This is a genomic window from Paenibacillus yonginensis (genome assembly GCF_001685395.1).
GTDB lineage: Bacteria > Bacillota > Bacilli > Paenibacillales > Paenibacillaceae > Fontibacillus > Fontibacillus yonginensis.
On record NZ_CP014167.1, the window covers coordinates 3,216,618 to 3,239,082 of the forward strand.

18 protein-coding genes, 1 CRISPR repeat array and 1 riboswitch (1 of these 20 running past the window's edge) are annotated in these 22,465 nt (G+C 51.8%); of the genes, 4 read left to right on the plus strand and 14 right to left on the minus strand.

All coding sequences use genetic code 11. The annotated features are described in order from the left end of the window. Nucleotides 1-125 precede the first annotated feature (125 nt). From AWM70_RS14575 to AWM70_RS14595, 5 genes are all read right to left on the minus strand, one after another. Nucleotides 126-1,202, minus strand: a complete 1,077-nt coding sequence (locus AWM70_RS14575) for a BtaManbiosPhlase (RefSeq protein ID WP_068697601.1) — start codon at nt 1,200-1,202, stop codon at nt 126-128. Nucleotides 1,203-1,270: 68 nt separating this feature from the next. Beyond that, nucleotides 1,271-2,212: an MTP-1 family protein gene (locus AWM70_RS14580; RefSeq protein WP_418303218.1), complete on the minus strand. Its 942-nt coding sequence runs from the start codon at nt 2,210-2,212 to the stop codon at nt 1,271-1,273. A gap of 45 nt (nt 2,213-2,257) precedes the next feature. After that, on the minus strand, nt 2,258-3,097 hold the full coding sequence (locus tag AWM70_RS14585; RefSeq protein WP_068697603.1) for a carbohydrate ABC transporter permease: 840 nt from the start codon (nt 3,095-3,097) through the stop codon (nt 2,258-2,260). After that, on the minus strand, nt 3,084-3,959 hold the full coding sequence (locus AWM70_RS14590) for a carbohydrate ABC transporter permease (RefSeq protein ID WP_068697605.1): 876 nt from the start codon (nt 3,957-3,959) through the stop codon (nt 3,084-3,086). The genes AWM70_RS14585 and AWM70_RS14590 overlap by 14 nt, the downstream gene beginning before the upstream one ends. Before the next feature lie 16 nt (nt 3,960-3,975). Then, on the minus strand, nt 3,976-5,310 hold the full coding sequence (locus AWM70_RS14595) for an ABC transporter substrate-binding protein (RefSeq protein ID WP_083180324.1): 1,335 nt from the start codon (nt 5,308-5,310) through the stop codon (nt 3,976-3,978). A 350-nt stretch (nt 5,311-5,660) separates the two neighbouring features. Here AWM70_RS14595 and AWM70_RS14600 point away from each other — a divergent pair, with 350 nt between their 5' ends. The 4 genes from AWM70_RS14600 to AWM70_RS14615 all read left to right on the plus strand — a co-directional run bounded on the left by AWM70_RS14600 (nt 5,661) and on the right by AWM70_RS14615 (nt 9,752). Further along, nucleotides 5,661-6,746, plus strand: coding sequence for a LacI family DNA-binding transcriptional regulator (locus AWM70_RS14600; RefSeq protein WP_068697607.1), 1,086 nt, complete (start codon nt 5,661-5,663; stop codon nt 6,744-6,746). Nucleotides 6,747-6,964: 218 nt separating this feature from the next. After that, a complete protein-coding gene (locus AWM70_RS14605; RefSeq protein ID WP_068697609.1) occupies nt 6,965-7,636 on the plus strand; it encodes a FadR/GntR family transcriptional regulator in 672 nt (223 codons plus the stop codon). 50 nt (nt 7,637-7,686) lie between these two features. Then, on the plus strand, nt 7,687-9,108 hold the full coding sequence (locus tag AWM70_RS14610) for a CynX/NimT family MFS transporter (protein ID WP_169823450.1): 1,422 nt from the start codon (nt 7,687-7,689) through the stop codon (nt 9,106-9,108). Between the two features lie 101 nt (nt 9,109-9,209). Further along, complete coding sequence (locus AWM70_RS14615) at nt 9,210-9,752, plus strand: GNAT family N-acetyltransferase (RefSeq protein ID WP_068697611.1); 543 nt, start codon at nt 9,210-9,212, stop codon at nt 9,750-9,752. 110 nt (nt 9,753-9,862) lie between these two features. On the opposite strand, the gene AWM70_RS14620 is transcribed toward AWM70_RS14615, so the two are convergent. The 9 genes from AWM70_RS14620 to AWM70_RS14660 form a co-directional block, all read right to left on the minus strand. Beyond that, the gene (locus AWM70_RS14620) at nt 9,863-11,641 is read right to left on the minus strand and encodes a glycoside hydrolase family 2 protein (RefSeq protein ID WP_068697612.1); all 1,779 of its coding nucleotides are present in this window, start codon (nt 11,639-11,641) and stop codon (nt 9,863-9,865) included. Nucleotides 11,642-11,944: 303 nt separating this feature from the next. Further along, nucleotides 11,945-12,418, minus strand: coding sequence for an IS200/IS605 family transposase (gene tnpA / locus AWM70_RS14625; protein WP_068693347.1), 474 nt, complete (start codon nt 12,416-12,418; stop codon nt 11,945-11,947). Nucleotides 12,419-12,670: 252 nt separating this feature from the next. Next, nucleotides 12,671-14,461, minus strand: a complete 1,791-nt coding sequence (locus tag AWM70_RS14630; protein WP_068697613.1) for a glycoside hydrolase family 2 protein — start codon at nt 14,459-14,461, stop codon at nt 12,671-12,673. Between the two features lie 81 nt (nt 14,462-14,542). Further along, complete coding sequence (locus tag AWM70_RS14635) at nt 14,543-15,637, minus strand: acyltransferase family protein (RefSeq protein ID WP_068697614.1); 1,095 nt, start codon at nt 15,635-15,637, stop codon at nt 14,543-14,545. Between the two features lie 2 nt (nt 15,638-15,639). Next, nucleotides 15,640-16,446: a carbohydrate ABC transporter permease gene (locus AWM70_RS14640; protein ID WP_068697615.1), complete on the minus strand. Its 807-nt coding sequence runs from the start codon at nt 16,444-16,446 to the stop codon at nt 15,640-15,642. After that, nucleotides 16,443-17,336, minus strand: coding sequence for a carbohydrate ABC transporter permease (locus AWM70_RS14645; protein WP_068697617.1), 894 nt, complete (start codon nt 17,334-17,336; stop codon nt 16,443-16,445). Before AWM70_RS14645 ends, AWM70_RS14640 begins: the two co-directional genes overlap by 4 nt. Nucleotides 17,337-17,488: 152 nt before the next feature. After that, complete coding sequence (locus tag AWM70_RS14650) at nt 17,489-18,856, minus strand: ABC transporter substrate-binding protein (protein WP_068697619.1); 1,368 nt, start codon at nt 18,854-18,856, stop codon at nt 17,489-17,491. Between the two features lie 280 nt (nt 18,857-19,136). Next, the gene (locus AWM70_RS14655; RefSeq protein WP_068697621.1) at nt 19,137-20,084 is read right to left on the minus strand and encodes an ArsR/SmtB family transcription factor; all 948 of its coding nucleotides are present in this window, start codon (nt 20,082-20,084) and stop codon (nt 19,137-19,139) included. A 291-nt stretch (nt 20,085-20,375) separates the two neighbouring features. Continuing rightward, nucleotides 20,376-21,320, minus strand: coding sequence for an EamA family transporter (locus AWM70_RS14660; protein WP_068697622.1), 945 nt, complete (start codon nt 21,318-21,320; stop codon nt 20,376-20,378). Between the two features lie 70 nt (nt 21,321-21,390). Then, nucleotides 21,391-21,502: riboswitch (purine riboswitch) on the minus strand. 690 nt (nt 21,503-22,192) lie between these two features. After that, a CRISPR array of direct repeats spans nt 22,193-22,465; the repeat unit is 32 nt; unit sequence ATTTCAATCCACGCACCTACGTGAGGTGCGAC (it continues 3,793 nt past the right edge of the window).

Here is a 22,465-nt window from a genome sequence, read left to right on the forward strand (position 1 = left end):
AACAAATAAAGCCCTTTCAGAAAGAGGGACCGGAAGGAATATGCCTATAAAAAAGAACCTCCCTTTTATGTCTAAAGGGAGGTTCTTCTTGCAGGCCTTAGTTCATTTAGGCCAATCTATTCCTTTTACCGCGCCGGCTGCTCCGCAGGCTCCAGACTTTCCAAAATCTCTTTCAGACTCAGCTCCGCACAAGCCATGGACGTGTCGGCCACGCCATAATACATTCTGACCACGTCGCCATGAACCGTAGCTCCGCATGAGAATACAACATCACCGAAGAAACCTTTTGTTTCATAATCGGCTTCAGGTTCCATCACCGGTTTGCCGGAACGGGCGATTACTTGGGTCGGATCGTTCAGATCGAGCAGGACGGCGCCCATGCAATACCGGTGGTCCTTGGTCGCCCCGTGGTACAGCTCCAGCCAGCCGCGTTCGGTGCGGATCGGAACGGCTCCTCCGCCGATGCGGCCGCTGTCCCACATGCCCTCGCGCAGTCCGATCAGATGTTTATGGTTGCCCCAATACAGCAGATTGTCCGATTCGGCAATCCAGATTTCCGGGCGGCCTACGCTTTTGGTCGTCGGGCGGTGCAGCGCGTAATATTTGCCGTTGATGCACTCGGGGAAAATAATGACGTCCTTGTTGTCCGGGCCAAAAATCAGGCCATGATGGGTCCAGGTCCGGAAATCCTTCGTCGATACCATCGCCTCTCCGATGCCTACCGGCGAAACCGCCGAGAAATAAATGTAATAGGTATCTCCGATCTGTGAAATCCGCGGGTCTTCGATGCCGAAAATCTCCAGCGAATTGGACGGGTAAATAAACGGTTCGTCGTCGATGGCAAAATGCCGCCCGTCTTTGCTGCGGGCTATCCGCAAATAAGACAGGGAGGTCAGATATTCAAACGCCGGAGCGTCGGTTTTTTTCACAATGACCCGGGGGTCGGAGAAATCATAGCTTTCATCGTCCAGCCGGATCTCCACCAGCTCAAGATCCTGCTTCTCCGGATCGTAGACCGGAGCCAGCACGATGTTCGGATCAGGGCTGACCGGCCGCTCCGCCACACGAAGCAGCAGGATCGTTTCGCCCTTATATTCGGCCACTCCGGCGTTAAACGCGCCGATCACTTCAAAGCCTTCGCGGTGCGGCTTGACATCAGCCGGCGTAATTAGCGGATTTTGTTCATAGCGGTATATATTCATGGCATTTAGCTCCTTGTAGTCACTTTAGTTAACGAAATAAAGTCCGGCGCTCCCTTTCTCGTCCAGCATTATTCGAATTTGGCAAAAGGATCGTCGATCACGATACGCTGCGCGTCGGCATCGCTGATGCCGGCATACAGCACAGCCGTGCCGTCTGCGTTGCGGACCAGGCCGCCGCTGAAGACGACATCCCGCAGGTCCGGCCTTTTTGCCGGTCCGGGCAGAAAGCGGTCGCGTATGGCAATCAGCTCCATATCGGTAAAAGAGCCGTCACTTGGATTGAGCACAAAAGCCATCGGATAATAATGACGATCGCCGGCTTTGTCGTAGCAGGCGGTATGCCCCAGCACACCTACCCGGCCATCCTTTAAGAGGTGGGCTTCATTGGCGCCGCCCCATTCCTCGTCGCTGAACTGTCCTTCCAGCAGCGGCGCATCGTTAATGACCTCAAGCGTCAAATCCTTCAGGGAACGAACCCGGGCAAATCCGATTTTGCCCCGTCCGCCTTTCTCGCCCTGCGGCCGGGTAAAGATACCAATGCTGCCGTCAGCCAGCTCTACGAGACGCAAGTCCTTCATGCCGTCAGGGCCCTTAAAAAATTCCTTAAGCTCGCTCACGCTGTTCCCGCTGTAGAAAACGGTACGCCACATCAGCATGCCTGCTTGGTCCGGGTGAGGGTAAATCTGCACCCCGCCTATGATCAGCTCTCCGCCGATCCGGGTGTGGAACGGGTCCTGCAGGTCAAACACCGGCGCGCCTTCGCGCGGCTGCCATTTCCCGCTCCGCTCCACAAAAAACATCACCTGCGAATATTCGCTGTCCCGCGGTTCGACGCGGCCCGGCAGCACCATTTCGCCCTGATCTTCAAAAGGAGCGGCAATATTGTAGACATCTTTGCCTTCCACCCCTTCAAACAGCAGACGTTCGGCTTTCTCCGCTCTGGCCTGCTTGCGCTGATATTCATCGAGCAGCTTTACGCAGTCCAGGGTTTCTTTTGGTCTAGTCATGATTGATTTCTTCCTCCTACCCCATTGGCCTTCTATCTGTTTTACGTTTTATTTCAAACTGAACTGCATGCCTTCCTGGAACTTCTTGCCGAAGATAATAAACATGATGATAATCGGCAGTGTCAGCAGCGCGGATGCCGCGTAGAGCGGACCCGGATACGAGCCGTAAGGCCCGAACATCTGCGAAATGAGCACGTTCAGCGTGAGCATGCTGTCGCTTTTGACAGCGATCATGTCCCACAGCAGCTCCGTCCACCGTTCCATCAGCAGGAACAGGAAGATGACGGTGGTGATCGACTTGGACATCGGCAGCATGATCTTGTACATGATCTTAAGGTCCGATGCTCCATCCAGCCGCGCCGCTTCAATAAAGACGGTCGGAACGGCCTTAAAGAAATTGGTGTACATAAAAATCGCCCATAGACTGACCGCTTTAGGCAGAATAAGCCCAAAATAACTGTCATACAGCCCCACTCTCTGAATAATCAGGAATGTCGGGATCAGCAGGATGATGGCCGGGAAAAACATATGGAACAACACAAAGTTGTTGATGGCGTTCCGTCCGAAAAAGTTCAGCTTGGACAACGCATAAGCGACCATCACGCCGAAGATCATCATCAGCACTGTCGAGGCCAGCGAAACGATGACGCTGTTCAGGAAAGCGTGAAGCCAAGGCCGGGTGATGCCCGTCTCCCCTCCCGTGAAGAGCCATTCATAGGATTTAAAGCTGTACTTCGTCGGCACCAGCTGTTTATCAATCTGCGTCCAGTCCGCGAACGAATTGAGCACCATATAGAGATAGGGATAAACCATCACAAGAAGCAGGGCAATGGCGAGCACATACCGGACCGTTCGTCTGACGCCGCGATTTCGATTAGACCCAACCATTTCTCTTCCCCCAAATCTCCAGTAATTTACGAATAATAAAGATCGAAATGAAGGTGGCGACCGAAGCCAGCAAAGCTACCGCCGAAGCGTAACCGGCCTGCAGGTTCGTAAACGCCTGTTTGAAAATTTCCATCTGCCAGGTGTTGGTCGCATTGTTTGGACCCCCGCCGGTCAATTGGTACACCTCGGTAAAAATGCCGAACGTTACGCCAAACGCGAGGATCAGCGTCGTATACAGCGACGGATACAGCAGCGGCAGCGTAATGCGCCAGAAGCGCTGGCGCTCGGTAACGCCGTCAATGGCGGCTGCTTCATACACTTCCTTGTCGATGCTTGCCAGCCCGGAAGTCAGAATCAGCGCGTAATAACCCGTGAATTTCCAGGCCAGAATGAGGCCGACGATAAATAAAGCGGACAATGGCGTGCCCAGCCAGTCGATATCCAAGCCTATTTTCCGCAAAAAGACGTTCAGCGGGCTCGTATAAGACAGCAGCCCTTTCACGATCAGGGACGAAACGACACCCGAAGACAGGTAGGGCAGGAAAAAACCGATCAGGAACAGGCTTTTGAACCGCGGCAGTCCGTGCACCAGCACGGCGACCGCAATCGCCAGCACCGTTACGATCGGCACAAAGATCAGCATAAATTTATAGGTGACCCAGAATGCCGAATGAACGCTAGGCGATTTCAAGGCATCCATGAAATTTTCAAATCCAATGATGTTAAAGGTCGGCGCGATCAGGTTCCAGTCCGTAACGGACAGGAAGAAAGACCAGATCAGCGGCCCGAAGAAGAAAATCAGGGAATAGATAAGGTAGGGGCTGGTAAATAACCAGCCCATTTTATTGTTTCTTTGATCCATAATCGGTCATCCTTCCTTATTGAAGGGCGCTCTCAATTGCTTTCTTCATGTTGGCCCAACCGTCTGCCGGAGAAATTTCCCCTTTAACGACTTTGTTAAAAGCTTCGGTTCCGATAATGGTTTGCAGATCGTTGTATTTCGCGTTATCCATCGGCGGAACCGCGTTTGGCACATTTTCCGCATAAGGCTTCAATTCCGGCTGTTTATCCAGGATGGCTTTAAAGGAATCGTTTGTTGTCAAATCATCGCGTGCCGGCGGCAGGTTGGTCTGCTCAAACCATTTCGCATCGTTGGCTGCGTCGGCATATACCCATTTAATAAAGTCGATCGCGGCCGCCTGCTGTTCTTTTGTTGCGGAGGCGTAAACGACCAAACCTTTGGTATCGGCAAACGTCTTGCTGTCTTTAGGATCCATGCCGTCCGGAACCGGAGGCATCGACAAAGTAAAGTTCTCGCCATATTTCAGGTTCGGGTATTTTTCTTTCCAGGTTGTAAAAGTCCAAGGACCAACGTCTGTGAAGACGCCTACGCCGTTCTCAAACGGATCGGTCACCTGACGGGCCAGCAGTCCACTTTCTTTGCGCAGATTGTCTACGAAAGTAAGCACTTCTTCGCCGGCTTTCTGGTCGCCGGTAAACTGGCTGCCTTCAATAAACTTATTGCCGCCGGAAGCCGCATCATACAGCATGTAGAAGTCGAACCAGCGTTTCCAGGCGGTAGGGTCGGCCAGATCGGCTTTGGCCCACAGATATTTTTTGTCGCCGTATTTGTCTTTCAGCTTCTTCGTCAGCTCGACGATTTCGCTGTAGGTCTGCGGTGGTTCGTTGTAGCCAAGCTCTTTCAGCACATCAAGTCTCCAGCCGAACAGCATGGCGTTGGAGTAAATCGGCAGCACATATTGATGACCGTCGGCGAACTTCCAAGGCTCAATCGTGCTTGACATGTTGCGTTCTTTAATGATGTCCTGGAAGCCGTCCAGCGTATCGAGCGGGACCAGCGCTTTGCTGTCTGCAAGCTGGGCGCCAAAGCCGCGGTTGATATTCTCCGACATGGTCGGTGCGCTCTTGGCCGCGATGGCTGATTGAATGCTGGCTTCGGATGTAGGCGATTCCTTGATCGCACTCACATTTATTTTCACATTAGAATGTTCCGATTCATAAGCTTTGGCCATTTCCTGCCAATAAGCCTGTTGGGTAGGGTTCGGTGCAGCCCAGAATTCGATGGTAGTTACCCCGCCGGAGCTTCCTCCGCTTCCGCTGTTTCCCGTGGAGCTTTGGCCGGTCGAGCAGGCGGATAACATCGTGGTGGCAAGTGCAGCGGTGAGCAGTACACCAAGTGATTTTTTAATCATTTGAACATGACCCCCATAATTAAGTAATTTGATTTAGAAAAAAATCAGGTTATTAACATTACAAAATGGTTGTTTTTTTAAAATGTAAGCGCTTATGTCATTTATTATCACCTTTTGTCATCTCGATGTCAAGCAAATATCTACAATTTTACTTTTATAAAGATTACAACTAGGTTTACAAAATAATATTGTAACGTTACAATTAGAACAAGAACGATTAATCCTTTTCCCAGAGCTGAGTCCCTGCCGGAGAATGCTTGACAGCCGTCCCCGGAACTGGAAAAATGAAAACGAATGCATAACCGGTATCAAGACCTTTCGGTTGGTGCTGGACGGAGGTTGAAACCATTTTGAAACATAAAGTCACGATGCAGGATATCGCAGATCATCTTAATATATCCAAGAACTCAGTATCTCAAGCGCTGACAGGCAAAGACGGGGTCAGCGAAGCAACCCGGGCTCTGGTTAAGGAGACCGCCGAGCTTCTGGGGTATGTCTATGGAAGAAGCCGCAAAGGGCAGCAGAACGAAGCTCCAGCTTCTCCTGCTCCTTCCGCTTCCGGGGTTCCTTTGGCTGGCTCGGTGCTGCCGGAAGGCGGCACCATTGCCCTGATTGCTTCGGATTATGCTTTTTCGAGAAAAACGTTTTTTGGCGACATTTATTTAAGTGTAGATAAGGAACTGAAGAAATACGGCTGCGAGCTGGTGATCCAGTCCATCAGTCCTGAGGATACGGAGACGCTTCGCCTGCCCGCCTTCCTGGAGAACCGTTCGGTAGACGGCATTCTGATCCTGAGCCATATCACCACACCTTATGTACAAGCCGTGCTGGATACCGGCATTCCTACCGTTCTGATCGACCATCATCATCCTTCGCTGGAAGCCGACAGCATCTTGACCAACAATCGGTTCAGCGCTTATGAAGGGGTACGGCATCTGATTGAGCTGGGCCACAGGGACATCGGATTTATGGGGGATATCGACTATTCTCCCAGTCATTATGAACGGCTTGAAGGCATGCGTCTCGCCGCCTTTGAAGCCGGCATCAAACTTCGCGAAGACTGGCTGATTCAGGATGCCGTCGAGGACAGCAGCTATGTACATGGAACAATCGCCGAAATGAAGGAACGGCCGACCGCCTGGTTCTGCGTCAACGACGGCTTTGGTTTTATGATTACGTCTGCCCTGCAGCATCTGGGCATTAAGGTTCCGGAGGAGGTGTCGGTCGTCAGCTTCGACAACGGTTATCTGTCGCAGGTATGCACCCCCTCAACCACCACCCTGGATGTGAACCGAAGTTTGTTCGCCAGCTATGCGCTTAAGCAGCTGTTCAGCCGGCTTGAGAATCCGCAGCAGCCTTATACGGAAATTCTGCTGCCGACGCAGCTGCTGATCCGGGAGTCAACAGCTCCGCCTCCTGAGAAACCGTCTGAATAAATACAGTTAATCTTGTCTAACCATAAGAAGGCCTTCCGTTATTCGGAAGGCCTTTATCTATTATGTCTCATTGGCTTTTCTTTGGCTCTGGTCTTCAAACGACTAGGGCTAATTTTATCTTATTTTTTTTATAAAAATCTTTACTTTTCAATCCCTTTGTTTTATCCTAAATAACGGACTGGTTCAAACATCCTACGTTTAATAAGGAGTTTTGTTTTATGATCAATAAACTGCGTCGGACTTCGTTATCGGGGCAAGCGTACGCCGAAATGGAGAACATGATTTCCTCCGGCACCTGGCAGCTGGGACAGCGGATTCCAAGCGAAACCGAACTGATGGAGAAGCTGGGCGTCAGCCGCAACACACTGCGGGAAGCCATCCGTGCTCTCGTACATGTGGGACTACTGGATACCCGGCAGGGGGACGGTACGTTTGTGATAGCTACAAGCGAGCTGGATGCCATTGTGCAAAAAAGAGTTCACCGTTCCACCCTGCTCGAAACGCTTGAGGTCAGGCATGCCCTGGACCGGCAAGCGGTTCTGCTGGCCTGCGTTAACCGGACGGATGAAGACCTTGAAGAAATCAAAAAGTATGCCCAGCTGTGTGTAACGGCCCACCAGCATCAAATTCTGGAACAATTTGTTCAGGCAGACTGGAAACTTCATCAGGCAATTGTAACGGCCTCCCATAACGTCCTGTTGACCGATATCTATCTGAGCCTTTTTGCCGAGATCCTAACCTCTATTGCCCAAACGACCGAATGGGGAGAATCCTCCCAAATCGGACATCTGGTGCTCGTCGAAGCCATTGAAGAACGCAATGCGGACAAAGCGGCTTTGGAAGTCGACCGCTATATCGCCTTTTTCAAGGAAAAGACTTTAATCTCATAGAGATTCCATCTATTAATATACAAATTAAAGAGAAATGGAGAACCATACTTATGGAAGAAATAGATATGACCCCTCAAACCCGCAAACAGGCTGAGCGCCGGTCACAGACCGGCAACGCTTCGCTTCAGCCATCCAGAAGCCTCTTATCCGAGCTGGAGGCCGAGCAAAATGACGTAAAAAGAAGCGTGGCGCTGCTGCTGGTCGGCATCATTCTTATCGCTGCCAACCTGCGAACGCCTCTTACTTCCGTTAGTCCTCTGCTGGATTTAATTCGTTTGGATATCCCGATTTCAGGCACGCTGGCCGGATTCCTGACCACGCTGCCGCTGCTCGCTTTTGCGGGATTATCCCCTTTCGTCCCCAAGCTGGCCCGGCAATTCGGCATTGAACATACCTTGTTCGCCGCCTTGATCGTGCTGCTGGCGGGCAGCTTGATCCGCCAAGGCGGAAACGAAGCCTCGCTGCTGCTGGGTACCGTCGTTACCGGGCTTGGCATCGCTGTCGGCAACGTTATGCTTCCCGCGCTGATCAAGAAGGAATTTCCGCATCGCCTTGGCATTATGACCGGCGTTTATTCCATCTCGATGAACGTATTCGCTGCTATGGCATCTGCCGTCAGCGTGCCGATCGCCCGCAGCACCTCACTCGCCTGGAGAGGCACCCTGCTGACGATTACGCTGATTGCGCTGGTGTCCATTTTGTTCTGGCTGCCGCAGCTTAGACATAATGCGAAACCGGGCAAAAATAAAGCGGCCGCCGTACAGGTCTCGGCTGCCCGTACAGGAAACGGCGATTCTGCCCGGCCTGTGAGCAGTTCCGGCACAGCTACAGCAGCGCCTGCTTCTGCGAAGCCGGCTTTAGGCGCTGGCGGTTCCAGGAACCCACGCAGCGTTTGGCGTTCCGGACTGGCCTGGAACATCACGTTATATATGGGACTGCAATCTCTGATCTTCTATGTATTTGTCGCCTGGCTGCCGGACATGCTGCTGAGCCAAGGCTTATCCCACGAACAAAGCGGTTTTATGTTGTCCCTGCTGCAAATCGGTCTTATTCCGTTCACATTTATCATTCCGATTATTGCCGCCCGGAGGAGCAGTCAGCTGGGATTAATGGTTGGAACTGGCTGCTTCTATTTCCTCGGCTTCGCCGGCATTCTGCTTTCGCACGGAAATATGGGCATCCTTTCGTTATCCGTCCTTCTGCTCGGCGTAGCCGGAGGTACATCGTTCAGCCTGGCGATGATGTTCTTCAGCCTGCGGGCACGCACAGCACAGGAAGCCTCCGAAATTTCCGGCATGGCGCAGTCGATCGGTTATCTGCTGGCGGCAACCGGACCTTTCCTGTTCGGCGCTATCCATGATGCGGCGAATTCCTGGAACATGCCGATGCTGCTGCTGTTCGCCGCGGCGGCCGTGCTGATCCTGGTTGGGATCGCACCGTCTAAAGGAAAAAGTTATGTGTTTCCCGAATAATTAGATTATTAATAGATTAGATCATTAATAAATTAGATCAACCCATTAACAGATTATTAGTATGGATTTAAGGAATCCGCTAGAGGAGGAGTCTTATCTTTATGGCCTTTGAAGATATTCGTATCCTGCCGATGGATCACAGTACTGCCCACGATCTAAATGCGGCCAACGACCCCTTCCCTGCACCCGGAAAACTCGTTCCCGCTTTTCAGAATCAGGAATGGACCTTTGAAGAAATCCTGTTTAAACATCCCTACGAAATCAAATTTCCGGATGATAAACTCGACGTCGACGCCTATATCGGCAAACCTGATAAAATCATCTATTTGGCTTACGATCAGGACAAATGCGTCGGACAAATCCGGCTGGTTAAGGATTGGAACCGTATGGCCTACGTGGAAAATATTGCGGTCAAGCAGAGTCACCGGGCTAGAGGAATCGGCAAAATGCTGTTCGCAGCCGGCGAGAAATGGGCTCTGGATCAAGGACTGCGCGGGCTTATGCTGGAGGCGCAGGACGATAACCTCGCAGCCTGCCGTTTCTATTTGAAGCAGGGGATGCAGCTCGGCGGGGTAGATACGTTGAAGCAGACCTTTAATCCAAACATTGAAACAACGCTGTATTTCTATAAAAAGCTGGATTAGCTCCCCACACTAAAAGGGGCTCCGTCCTCCACTGTAAAGAATCAAAAAGCTGGCCCCCGGCACACTGCCGGGCGGCCAGCTTTTTCTTTTTTTTCATCAAACAAACGATCTTAACCCAAATTAATCTCCCGAACCTTCTCCAGGGGAACCTTTGGCTTTCGGTCTTCGGTCAGCAGGCCGTTCACCTCGTGCTGCACGTCCGTAATCTGCGTATAACAGTATCCGGCTATATACGGAATCGACTTAATCGCGCCGGTAATACTGGCGAACCGCTCCAGGAAAGCCTCCTCGCTGTCTACCTGGTTGCCGTACCCCCATCCCTGCTCGCTTTTGAAGGCAATGCCGCCAAATTCACTGATGATAATCGGCTGGCCTTTATAGCCATATCCTTCTGCAAACGGGAATTTCCATTCATTGTAGGTACCGGTGCCGCCGGTAATCAAACTCTTATCCTTGTAGGTTTCATAAAAAGCTTCGCCCCGCTCCACATAATCGTGCAGGGTTAATATATCAGAGACCGTATGCTCCCAGCCGTCATTCGTAATCACCGGACGATAAGGGTCGATGGATTTGGTCAAATGATAAATGCCTTCCGTAAACTTCTGCTGGCGGACGTCATGGAGAATGTTTTGAATGCCCCACGATTCATTAAAGGGCACCCAGGTGATGATGCAGGGATGATTATACTGCTGCTGCACAACCTCCACCCATTCCCTCGAAAAACGCTCCACCGCTTCGTCGTTAAACTCATATGCGGCCGCCATTTCCGACCAGACCAGCAGCCCTTTGACATCGCACCAGTACAGGAAGCGGGCGTCTTCGATTTTCATATGCTTGCGCAGGCCGTTGTAGCCCATCTCCGCAATGGCTTCAATATCTTTGACCAGCGCTTCTTCGGATGGAGGCGTGAGATGGCTGTCCGGCCAATAGCCCTGATCCAGAATCAGCCTTTGATAAAGAGGCAGGTTGTTCAACAGAACTTGTCCGTCTTTGATGGAAATTTTGCGCATGCCGAAATAAGAGCCTACCCGGTCGACTTCCTGATCGCCCTCGTACAGCACAAACTCCACGTCGAACAGATTCGGGTTGCCCGGCGACCACAGGTTCTGCAGCCAAGGCCCGTTGATGCCGTTCATCATGCTGGTTTCCACCGTCAGCCAAGCCCGGTCCACTGAAAGGCCTAGCTTGCGAATCGGCTCGCCTTTAAATGTAATTTCCGCCTCCAGCCTGAGATTTGGTTTGGTTTCTGCTCCATGCAGGCGGAAATCAAACCGGACCATTTGACGGTCGATGTCCGGCGTGATTTTTACCGAATCCAGACGGGTTTCGCTGACATGTTCGAGCCAGACGGCCTTCCAGATGCCCGTGGTCTGTACATAAAAGCCATCGTGATTGCGGCCGGCCCACCGCTGTTTGCCCCGGGGCTGCAGGCAGCTGTCGCTGTCTTCAACCTTCAGCACAATTTCATTGCCCGCGCCCGGCTGGAGCAGATCGGTAATATCAAACGAAAACCGGGCGTACGCCCCCTCATGCTGACCGGCCCAACCGCCGTTTACCCAGCAGGTGGCTTTGTAGTCCACACCTTCAAAATGCAGGATCGTCCGCTTGCCCTCCGCCTCCGGCGGAAGGGTGAATGTCCGGCGGTACCATACCTGCGGATGGAATTTCTCCTCGCCGATCCCGCTCGCTTTGGTTTCATAAGTGAACGGAACGTGAATGGTTTGTCCAATCGGAAAATGTTCAACCCACCGCTGCGCATCCCCGGTTTGCTTGTCGTCAAAGCTGAAATCCCACTCCCCGTTTAAATCTATCCACTGACTGCGGACAAACTGGGGTCTCGGGTAGTTCTCTTTATAAAACTTAGTAGCTGATGTAAGTGTAGCAACCATGATGAACCTGTCCTCTCCATTTCTTGTTAAACCTTTAATGTTTTTCTTTTTTAGAATCTTTTTTCGCCATTCATTACATATATTTCATTTGTTTCTGGCGATTATATAGCCAATTTCAGCAATAGTCAACGTTATAAACCAATAGTTTGGAATAAATATAAAATCAGAACCACCCGTCCAACGGGTGGTTTGCACTAGGGGTATAACCCCTTGTTGCCAAACTGCGCCTAAAGACGCTAGCCTGACCACAAAGCGTTCAGGCTCAGTGTTATTTGTCTCTTTCACTTACCAGTTAAACTGGTTTTACTTTTTCTTGCTCTTGTTGCTGCTGAATGGATCTTCATACTCTTTTACACTCAGCTTATCCACTGCCTGGTCATGTGCCTCTTGCTCTCGAATGTATTTGGCGACGGTGGCTTCATTTAGCCCCACTGTACTTACGTAGTAGCCTTCCGCCCAGAATTTACGATTCCCATACTTATACTTCAAATTGGCATGCTTCTCAAAGATCATGAGTGCGCTTTTCCCTTTTAAATAGCCCATAAAGGAAGACACAGATATTTTCGGTGGAATCGCCACCAGCATGTGCACATGATCCGGCATCATATGTCCTTCTAATATCTCGACTCCCTTGTATTTACATAGACGCTTCATGATTTCAATTAGATCTCGTCTCACTTGATTGTAGATCTCTTTACGTCTATACTTCGGGGTGAACACAATGTGATACTTACACATCCACTTTGTGTGCGCTAAACTAAAGTTTTTATTTGCCATTTAAGACCATCCTTTCGAATTGAGCCTGAACATCTCAATTTTATCGGGATGGTCTTATTGGTGTAACCCTAGATCCCTCCACCCGCATAGCGGGTGGTTTTATATTTCGCGCGTTTCACGCGCTCAACAGGCTGAAGCCTAAAATAAAAAAAGCCATTAATTACATGATTCATGTAATTAATGGCTTTTTAAGTTATACGCAGAGCGCCGCTGCTACCGCTGCCAGCTCTGCTATTTGGGTTACCTCGGATTTCATTTCCCCAAATTGATCTCCCGGATCTTCTCCAGCGGCACCTTCGGTTTCCGGTCCTCGGTCAAAAGGCCGTTAACCTCCTGCTGCACGTCGGTGATCTGCGTGTAGCAGAAGCCGGAAATGTAAGGCGTCGCCTGAATCGCGCCAACGATACTGCCGAACCGTTCCAGGAAAGCTTCCTCGGAAGATACCTGATTGCCGTATCCCCAGCCGCTGTCCGTCTGGAACGCGATGCCGCCGAATTCGCTGATGATGATCGGCTGGCCTTTATAGCCATAGCCCTTGGCAAAAGCGTGTTTCCACTGGTTGAAGGCTACCCCGTTGTTCACCACCACGTCTTTGTCCTTATACATGGCCAGGAAATCCTCGCCGCGTTCCACGTAATCATGCAGGGTCAAAATGTCGGAAACGGTATGCTCCCAGCCGTCGTTCGTCACAACCGGACGGTAAGGATCAATCGCTTTAGTCAAATGGTAGACCGCTTCCGTAAATTTCTGCTGCTTCACTTCACGGCCGATTTGCGGCACGCCCCACGATTCGTTAAACGGCACCCAGGTAATGATGCACGGATGGTTATACTGCTGCGGCACGATCTCCAGCCATTCTCTTGTAAAACGCTCCACAGCTTCGTCGTTAAACTCGTAAGTCGCCGCCATTTCCGACCAGACCAGCATGCCTTTGACGTCGCACCAGTACAGGAAACGGGCGTCTTCGATCTTCATATGCTTGCGCAGGCCGTTGTAGCCCATGGCGGCAATCGCATCGATATCCTCGATCAGAGCTTCCTCGGAAGGCGGGGTCAGATGGCTGTCCTGCCAATAGCCCTGATCCAGAATCAGGCGCTGGTAAAGAGGCCCGTTGTTGAGCAGGATTTGCCCGTTCTCGATCGAAATTTTGCGCATGCCGAAATAGGAAGCGACACAGTCGATTTCCCGTTCTCCTTCGTACAGCACAAACTCCACATCGAACAAATTCGGATTCTGCGGCGACCACAAGCTTTGTTTCCAAGGCCCGCCGGCTTCGTGCAGCACGCTGGTTTCCACCGTGAGCCAGGCTCTGTCGACCGAAAGGCTGAGCGAGCGGACCGGCTGGCCCTTGAGCGTAATCTCCGCTTCGAGGCGCAGGTTGTTTTTCCCTTCTAGACCCTGCATTTGAAAGTCGAAACGGATCATCTGCCGGTCGATATCCGGCGTCATTTTGACACTGTCGATCCGGGTTGCGTTAACATACTCCAGCCACACGCTTTTCCAAATGCCTGTCGTCTGCACGTAAAAACATTCGAAATTGTCGTTGATCCAGCGCTGCTTGCCCCGGGGCTGCGTGCAGCTTTGACTGTCCTCGACCTTCAGCACGATTTCGTTCTCCGCGCCAGGGTTCAGGCTGTCCGTAATGTCGAAGGAAAACGCCGCATAAGCGCCTTCATGTTCGCCCGCAAAAACCCCGTTCACCCAGCAGGTGGCTTTATAATCCACCCCTTCAAAATGCAGCAGGGTCCGTGTGCCCTCCGCTTGTGCCGGAAGCGTCAGCTTTTTGCGGTACCAGACCTGCGGGTGGAACGTCTCCTCGCCGATGCCGCTGGCTTTTGTTTCATAGCTGAAAGGAACGATGATTGTCCGGCCCTCCGGGAACCGGTTCATCCACTGCCCGGCATCCCCGGCCCGTTCGTCGTCAAAGCTGAAATCCCATTCGCCGTTCAAATCCTGCCAGGCTTGGCGGACAAACTGCGGTCTCGGGTAATCTTTGATGTAAGATTTGGTGGTCACAGGTTTTGTAGGTACGGATGTGCTCATAAGTAGCTTCCTCTCTCTCCGTGGTAACATTTATTTTAAAAAAACGGTTGTTAGTCGATTAATGAAACCGTTCCGGCAACGTCAACGCGAGCCTGAACGGTCTGAACGGTCCCGCTTCCCCGCAGGCCGGCCCGGTCTCATGATCCACAGGCTATAGCCGATGATGGCCAGCAGAATCAGCGTCACGCCAAAAGCGGTGCCGGGAGGAATCATAAACCCGTAGGTCCGCTGGCTGGCCGCAATCGCAAAGATCAGCAGGTTGCTCATCAGCAGAAACCACAGTACGTTGCTGCCCATGGCTTCAAGCGGCCTGAACAGCCGGACCGGATAAGGCGAACGCGCCAGCAGCCCATCCGAGAAACGCTCAAGCAGACGCGCCAGCAAATAATAGCCGTACAGCAAGACGGCTGGGCCAAGAATCCACCATACCGACGGGGGAAAACGTTCCGGCAGCAGGCCGTCCTCCGCCCCCAGCCATCTCCAGGCAAACAGCCCTGAAGCCGCCGCCGCTCCGGCAAGCACCCGCCAATCCCAGCCGGTCCGGTATTTGGCGAACAGCATGCCGATCAGATAATAAGGGAAATACGGAACGACCGGGAACGACGCAAAATCGCGGGTCCCAAGCAGCGGCCCCAGCTTGACGGCGTGAATAGCGCCGTACGGGATGAAGGTGGTTCCCAGCAGCAGCAAAGCGATCAGAAATCCGGCCGATTTCCGGCGGACGGCCCATTTCAGCGGCGCAAACAGCACGAGGCCCATGAAAGTGAGATAAGCAAAGGAGATCAGAAACTCCGACCAGCCGGGCATTTCCTGCACCAGCAATATGGGCTTGATCCCTTCCCAGCCCAAAGGCCGGCCGTCGATCAACAAGCGGTAGGCCGCGCCAGACAGCCAGAAAGCGATCAGCATCTTTATGCCGGTGAGCAGCATGCGCGGCGCGGCCTGCCGAAAGCTTTTACCATAATAGGCGAGCTGCGACACGTACCCGAAGCTGAACACAAATCCGGAGAACGTCAGCAGATTGATGACATCAATCCAGCGCTGCCCGGCAGGATAAATCTGCTGGTCGCTGAAGAACTGCAGGCTGTGGCAATAGACCATGCCAATGACCAGCAGGCCTTTGAACAGGTCGATGGAGGTTTCGCGTTTGACCGGTATCTTTTCCAGCCCGCTCATATTCACCCTTTAATGCCCGACATGCTGATGCCTTTGACGATCTGGCGTTCAAAGATGACGAACAAAATGATTATCGGAATCGAAGAAATCGCGTTGATGACCATCGGTTTCACGTAGTCTTCGGAATATTGGCTCATCAGGGTCGGAATGCCCATCGGCAGCGTAAACAGGTTGTCGTCCGTAATGGACAGGAACGGCCACAGGAAGTTGTTCCAGGAGCCGATAAACGTCAGGATCGCCATCGAAGCCATCGCCGGTTTCGTCAGCGGCAGCATCATCCGCGTAAAAATCCGCCACGTGCCCCCGCCGTCAATCTGCACGCTTTCGAGCAGGTCGTTCGGAATGCCGTCGAAGAAGCTTTTGAGCACGATGACCGCTACCGGAGATGCCAGCGCCGGGATGATCAAACCCTGATAGGAATTCAGCAGGCTCATATCCTTGGCCACCTGATACAGCGGAATGATCGTGGCTTCGCCCGGAATCAAAAGTCCCGCCAGCACCAGGAAAAAGGTCAACGTCCGGTAGCGGAACGGCAGCTTGGATAAAGCAAATCCGGCCAAAGCGGCGAACAGCACGGTAAAAATCGTCACAAGCACCGCCACCAGCAGGCTGTTGACAATCCAGTTTGTTAACTTCGTCCCGCTCAGAATCTCGTCATAAACAGCAAATGAATAAGGCGGTTTAAACCAGTCCAGCACGGTGATGATCTTCATGCCTTCTTCCTTGATCGAAACGACTAGCATCCAAACCAGCGGAGCCGCAAACAGAATGGCCATGATGATCGAAAAAATCCGGTAAAACCATTTCATCGCACATCGGCTCCTTTCCGGTTATTCAGCCAATATTGCAGCACGGACAAGATCAGCAAAATGACAAACAGCAGATACGACATGGTGGCCGCGTAGCCGAGGTCGTTTTTCTTGAAACCGGTCTGGTAAATCAGCTGGATGATCGGCCGGGTCTTGTCGAGCGGGCCGCCGCCGGTGATGATATAGATCTGCATAAATACCTTAAAGGAAGCGATGATCTGCAGCATCGTAATGGTGCGGGTGATCGGCGCCAAATAAGGCAGCGTGATCTTCCAGAACATCTGGCGGTCATTCGCCCCGTCGAGCCGGGCCGCCTCGTAAATTTCCTCGGGAATCTCCTGGATCGCCGACAGATGCAAAATAAAATTAAAACCAACGGTCCACCACAAGGTCAGCACAGAGATGGCCACCCAGGCCAGCGCCGTTTCGGTCAGCCAAAACAGCTCTGAGCCTTCGGGCAGAATCCCGAACAGGTGAAGCACCGAGTTCACAAGCCCGGTATAGGGCTGGAACACAAACAAACCCAAATAAGAAGCCACGGCCACCGACAGCACGCTCGGAATAAAAAAGATGCTCCGGTAAAACTTCTGCAGCACCGATTTGCGGTTGGCAATCAGCGCCAGCGTAATCGACAGGACAATCATCGTCGGCGTCGTAAAAACCACAAAGATGGCGGAGTGCCAAAGCGCCTCCCACACTTCACGGTCCTGCAGCACCTCACGGTAGTTGTCCCAGCCGATGTAGCTCATTTTGCGGATCAACGTCCATTTGTAGAACGTCATTTCGACGCCTTTGAGCATCGGCCATATCGTGAACAAGCCGTACACGGCCAGGAAAGGAAGCAGGAACAGCAGCGCCTGAAGGTCCGCCCTCCCTTTCTTCATTCTCATTTTCCGTCCACCCCGTTTCCGGAACGACCGCGGGGCCTGCCTCATGGATTCAAATAGATCCCTTAAGATGGCAGAATCTGCAGCAGGCCTTCGCTTCCGGTTCGTCCCTTAATCCTTATGCCTTGTGCTTTGTGTTTTGTCCGGAGCCGCTCTTAGTCGTTCAGCTCTTTCTGCACGCCTTCCTGCATTTTGTCCATCGCTTCCGCCGGGGTCATTTTGCCTGCCCAGACTTCGTTCAGGAATTTGAAGGATACGTTGTCGCGGATCTGCCAGTTCTTCGTGGACGGCTTGTTGAATTTGACCGTGCCGGCTACGGCCGCGTAATCGCTGCGGTAAGGCATCGCTTTGTATTCCTCTTTCTCCAATACGGAAGGTTTGGAAGGAATATGGCCGGCTTTCGCCCAGATTTGGCCGTTATCAGCGATCCAGTTGGCGAACGTGAGGGCCGCTTTGCGTTTCTCAGGATCGTCTTTCTTGGTTACCGGTAAAATAATCGTATGGGAATCGCCCCAAGTCGCTTCCTGGTCAAAAATCTTCGGAATCGGCATCGCGCCGAATTCCAGGCCTTTTGTGGACTCCCAGGTGCCTGTCGCCCAAACGCCGGTCATCATGATGGCCGCGGTGCCGCTTTGGAAGTTTTTATAGAAATCCGGATCGTTTTTCTTAATGTAACCCTGCGTGTACAGGTTCTGGATAAACTCGGCCGCTTTGATGCCTTTTTCCTTGTCGACCGCCGCTGTCTTCAGATCATCCGCCACCAGGTCGTTGCCGCCAAGCTGCGAGTACAAAGCCCACCAGAAGCGGTAAGGGTCGTCATTGGAGTTGGAAAGCGCAAAAGGAGTAATTTTGGCCGGAAGTTTGTCTTTCAGCGTTTTGAGGAAAGTCATGAATCCGTCCGCCGACTGCTCAAACACAGGTTTGCCGTCTTCGCCCAGCAGGCCGGCTTCCTTCAGCAGCTTAGTGTTATAGAACATGATGAAAGGGTGCGTGTCGATTGGCACCGCGTAATGTTTGCCATCCACAACGGTGGCATTCAGCAGGTTCTGGTTAAAGGAGTTCCAGTCCACGCCCGCGTCGGCCGCCGTTTCGTCCAGGTCGGTAACGACGCCTTGGTCGATCAGATCCGGGAGACGAGAGGTGTGGGAAATGCCGACGTCAGGTCCGTTGCCGTTGCCGACTGCCGTAATCAGCTTGGTGTAGTATTCGCCCCAAGCCAGCTTGGTGTTTTTCACCTGAATATTGGGGTGGGTTTTATTGAATTCGTCAACCATCGCCTGCATGTTGTCCCCGTCCCCGCCGTCAAACAACGTCCAGAAGGATAACGTCACCTTACTGCCGCCGGAATTGCCGGAACCGGAGTCGCTGGAAGCCGCACCACCGTCATTGCCGGATGCTGCTGAGTTGCCGCCATTGTTGCCGCTGGACGAGTTCCCCCCGCCGCTGCTTCCACAGGCGCTTAGAATAACGGAAAAAGACAAGAGCAATGCCAGAACTGCAAAACCGATGCTTCTCTTCTTCATTCGTGTCTCCCCCTTTAATTTAAAGTAAAAGATACAAACACCAATTTCGTTTTATTACATATTTTTTGTATATTTAAGGCGATTATAGGGCCGTATAGACTATATGTCAACGCTTTCAAACAATTATTTTGTAATTAAAAAGAGTGAAAAAGGCCATTAGCTACAGCAATCCTGCAACTAACAGCCTTTTTCAAAAGGAATTTTACCTGCTTATGCGCCTGCTTGTGCGCAGTTTATGAGCAGTCTATGAGAACAACTTATGAACACGCTGATGCGCCGCTTAGGCCTGCGCTTCTTCTTCCTCGGGCACAAAATGCACCTTCATCACCAGATTTTGCTCGTAATCGCCGAACTGCCTGCCGAACAAATTGATCCCGCCCTGATGGACCGCATCCGGCTTGATGCCGATTCTTAAACGGACCTTCGGACTCTGATCCAGATTCAGCTGACTCAGGTTAACCGAAGAAATCTTCTCCATGTCCAGCGTCGTCTTGTCCCGGTCGACCTTCCAGGTCTTGAGCAGGCCGTATTGGGTGGACCAGTCCAGCCACCAGGACGGATTCAGCTTGCCTCTGCGGTCGCCGAAGTCGCCCGGACAGGTCCACATGCCGATCTCGACGCCATTGATCCAGACGGAAATATCGGACGGCCAATTATTGTCGTAATTCGGGGCTTCGGAGCACATCTCCATCGACAGCTCCAGCGCCTCGATGCGCGATCCGGCAGGAATCTCCATCGGCAGCAGATATTCCACATAACCTTTGCGGAACCACATGATCTGGGCGCTGATATGTTTCGGATGATAGAAGCTCGCCGGTTCGTCCTCGCGGATGATCATCCCTTCGGCATTGGCCATGCCGCAGGTCGGCGTCACCTCGCAGTCGCTGTAATGGCCGATTGGCACGTCCACCTCATAAACCCTGATGTCGCCTTTGGGGATCGATTTCTCCTGATTTAACGCGATATGAATATCGTCATAATTCCGGCTGCACACCTTCATCGCTCCCCTTGAAGCCGGGAGAAGTTCAGTATTGATCAATTTGGCGGCCTCCAGCACCCGGATGTTGTTGGCCACCGTGGACACCGGAAGCTTCAGCAGCTCTGAAATCTCAATGACATTAAGGTTTCTGGACACCAGCAAACGCAGAATATCCACGCGCGAACGCGTCGATAATGCATGCGCCACCGTTACCAGCTGTTCAGGATCGTCAAAACTTAGCTCTAACACGACTTTGCACTCCTCTTGAACTCGACGTCTGCTGCTATGATCTCTTTGGTCAAAATGCCTCTATGACCATAATACTACTTCAAAGCGGCTATTAAAATCAATAATTCGGTAATAAAATGAATTTTTTGTATCAAATAAGAGCGGACAAGAGTCGTTTTGGGAAGAAAAAAGCATTCCGGTTAGGAATGCTTTACTGAATCCATGACTGATTAACGATTGAATTGATTAATAAATGTATTGGTCAATGATTGAATTAAAACAATGATTAAAAAACCCTAGGCCAGCGGCTTGTTAAGAATAACTGATCCTCGAGCGGGTCAACCGGTATTTATACAGCTCCGGCAGAACCACGCCGATAAGCACGATGACCACACCGACCCACTGCAGAACACTTACATGCTCACCCAGCACGACCGAGGACATCAGCACCGCCACCGGCAGCTCGGCCGCCCCAAGAATACCAGCCATATCTCCGCCGGTATGAGGAACGCCAACCGCAAACAGCACGGGCGGAAGGAATGCGCCGAAGAAGCCCAGCAGCAGGCCAAACACGAGCAGCTGACTCCAGATCAATCCGTTGAAGAGGAACGTGGGCGGGAACAGAATGCACAAAAGGATGAATCCTCCCGTCACCATCCAGGCGCTCCGGTAAGCCGGATGTGCGGCCGGCACAGCCTTGCCGCTAAACAGCACAAACAGCGAATAGCTTACCGCAGACATCAGGCCAAACGCGATGCCCCAGACATTAAATTCGCTAAGCCCCTGCTCCAGGAACCCTGCAGCAAGCAAAGTGCCGCCGAACAGCACCAGCAGCGTCAGCAGCGTGACCTTATTAGGCCGCTGGCGTTTGAGCACCGCCTGAATCAATACGCTGATCCAGGTGAACTGGAACAGCAGCAGGATAGCCAGCGAAGCCGGAATGTAGCGCAGCGAATGGTAATACACCAGTCCGGTGATAACGGTCGGCGTACCGGCCGCCATCAACAGCAGGCGCTGCTTCCAGGTCAGCTGCTGGAACCCTTCGGCCGCTGCGGCCTTGGAGACAGCCGGGCTTGCTTTGCGGCCTTGTCTGATTTTGGTGAAGAAAGCAAACAGCCAGGACAGGATAAATCCTGTCAAAAGCTGGCTTCCCACCACTTCGCCCAAATCATAGCCCTGCCCGTAAGCAAGCACCACTATCGTAGATAAAATGCCGTAACTCATCGCTCCCGCTAGAACGGCAATATAATATTTCATAGTTTCGATCCCCCTGTTGATTAGCGTGAGAAACGCAAAAAATCCTAACCCCGCAGCCTGAAAGGAGTGTTAGCTCTTTTCATAGCTTCGTAGTTAGGAAGTTAAGGCTCCCTGTAGAAACCCTCGCCCTGTGTACACGATTCGGCCTGCGAGGTTATACGAAAGGAATATAGAATAGCTTGCGTTTATCGCAGCATAAAGTTCAAACAACAACTTTTCATATATTACATGGCAAGTAAGGGGATGTCAACCTTCTTCTTCGGCGGATTTTATTAACAGGGCAGCTGTCGATGCCTATTTTTTTGTTCAGATACGTAATGTTAAACGAGCATCGGTGCAATACCGGTAGCCCCGCCTTCGGCAGCGGCTCCGTGTTCGGCCATGATCCCTAGAGGAAACTGATAAAACTTTCCGGTCCAAAAAAACTGGGCTGGTCTAAATCGTTCCTTTCACGCCGTAAGACCTTTTTGCATGAGCAATTTCTCCTCATACATGCTTATGTCGGTATTCCCCTTGACCAGCTCTATTTCATTTCATGTTGTGTATGTCTTTTGCAGGTAGAAATCAATCGCGACCTTCCAGTCGGAGCCTGATTTTTTTCCTGTACATCATAAGTGGTCAGCCCCTGACCGCCATTAAAACCACTTGATCTGTTTTGTTGCCGCCATTGCCGTTATGCGGTAAACTTGGGCGCCGACGATGAACGCTGTTATGCACCGAGCGATTACTATATCAAATGAAATTAAAACCTGAGCACATTCAGATTTGGAAGAAAATGATTCTGGAGATTTCGCGGCATTTCGTCGAACAGGTCCGTCTGGGCAGCAAAAAAAGATTCAGCCTGCCGATCCAGAAATTGGTCCGGTATATCCGGCAACATCCACGCACCTACGTGAGGTGCGACGATATAAATAGGGGCCATGTCGGTTAGGCTTATGATTTCAATCCGCGCACCTACGTGAGGTGCGACGTCATTTTTTGTGTAATCTTGTTCACACGAATAAAATTTCAATCCACGCACCTACGTGAGGTGCGACTCGGAGCGCATTGTTGGGGCGCTTCGGATTATGATTTCAATCCACGCACCTACGTGAGGTGCGACGATTTGCTTGCCTGCTTCGTCCTTTTGTTGACGATTTCAATCC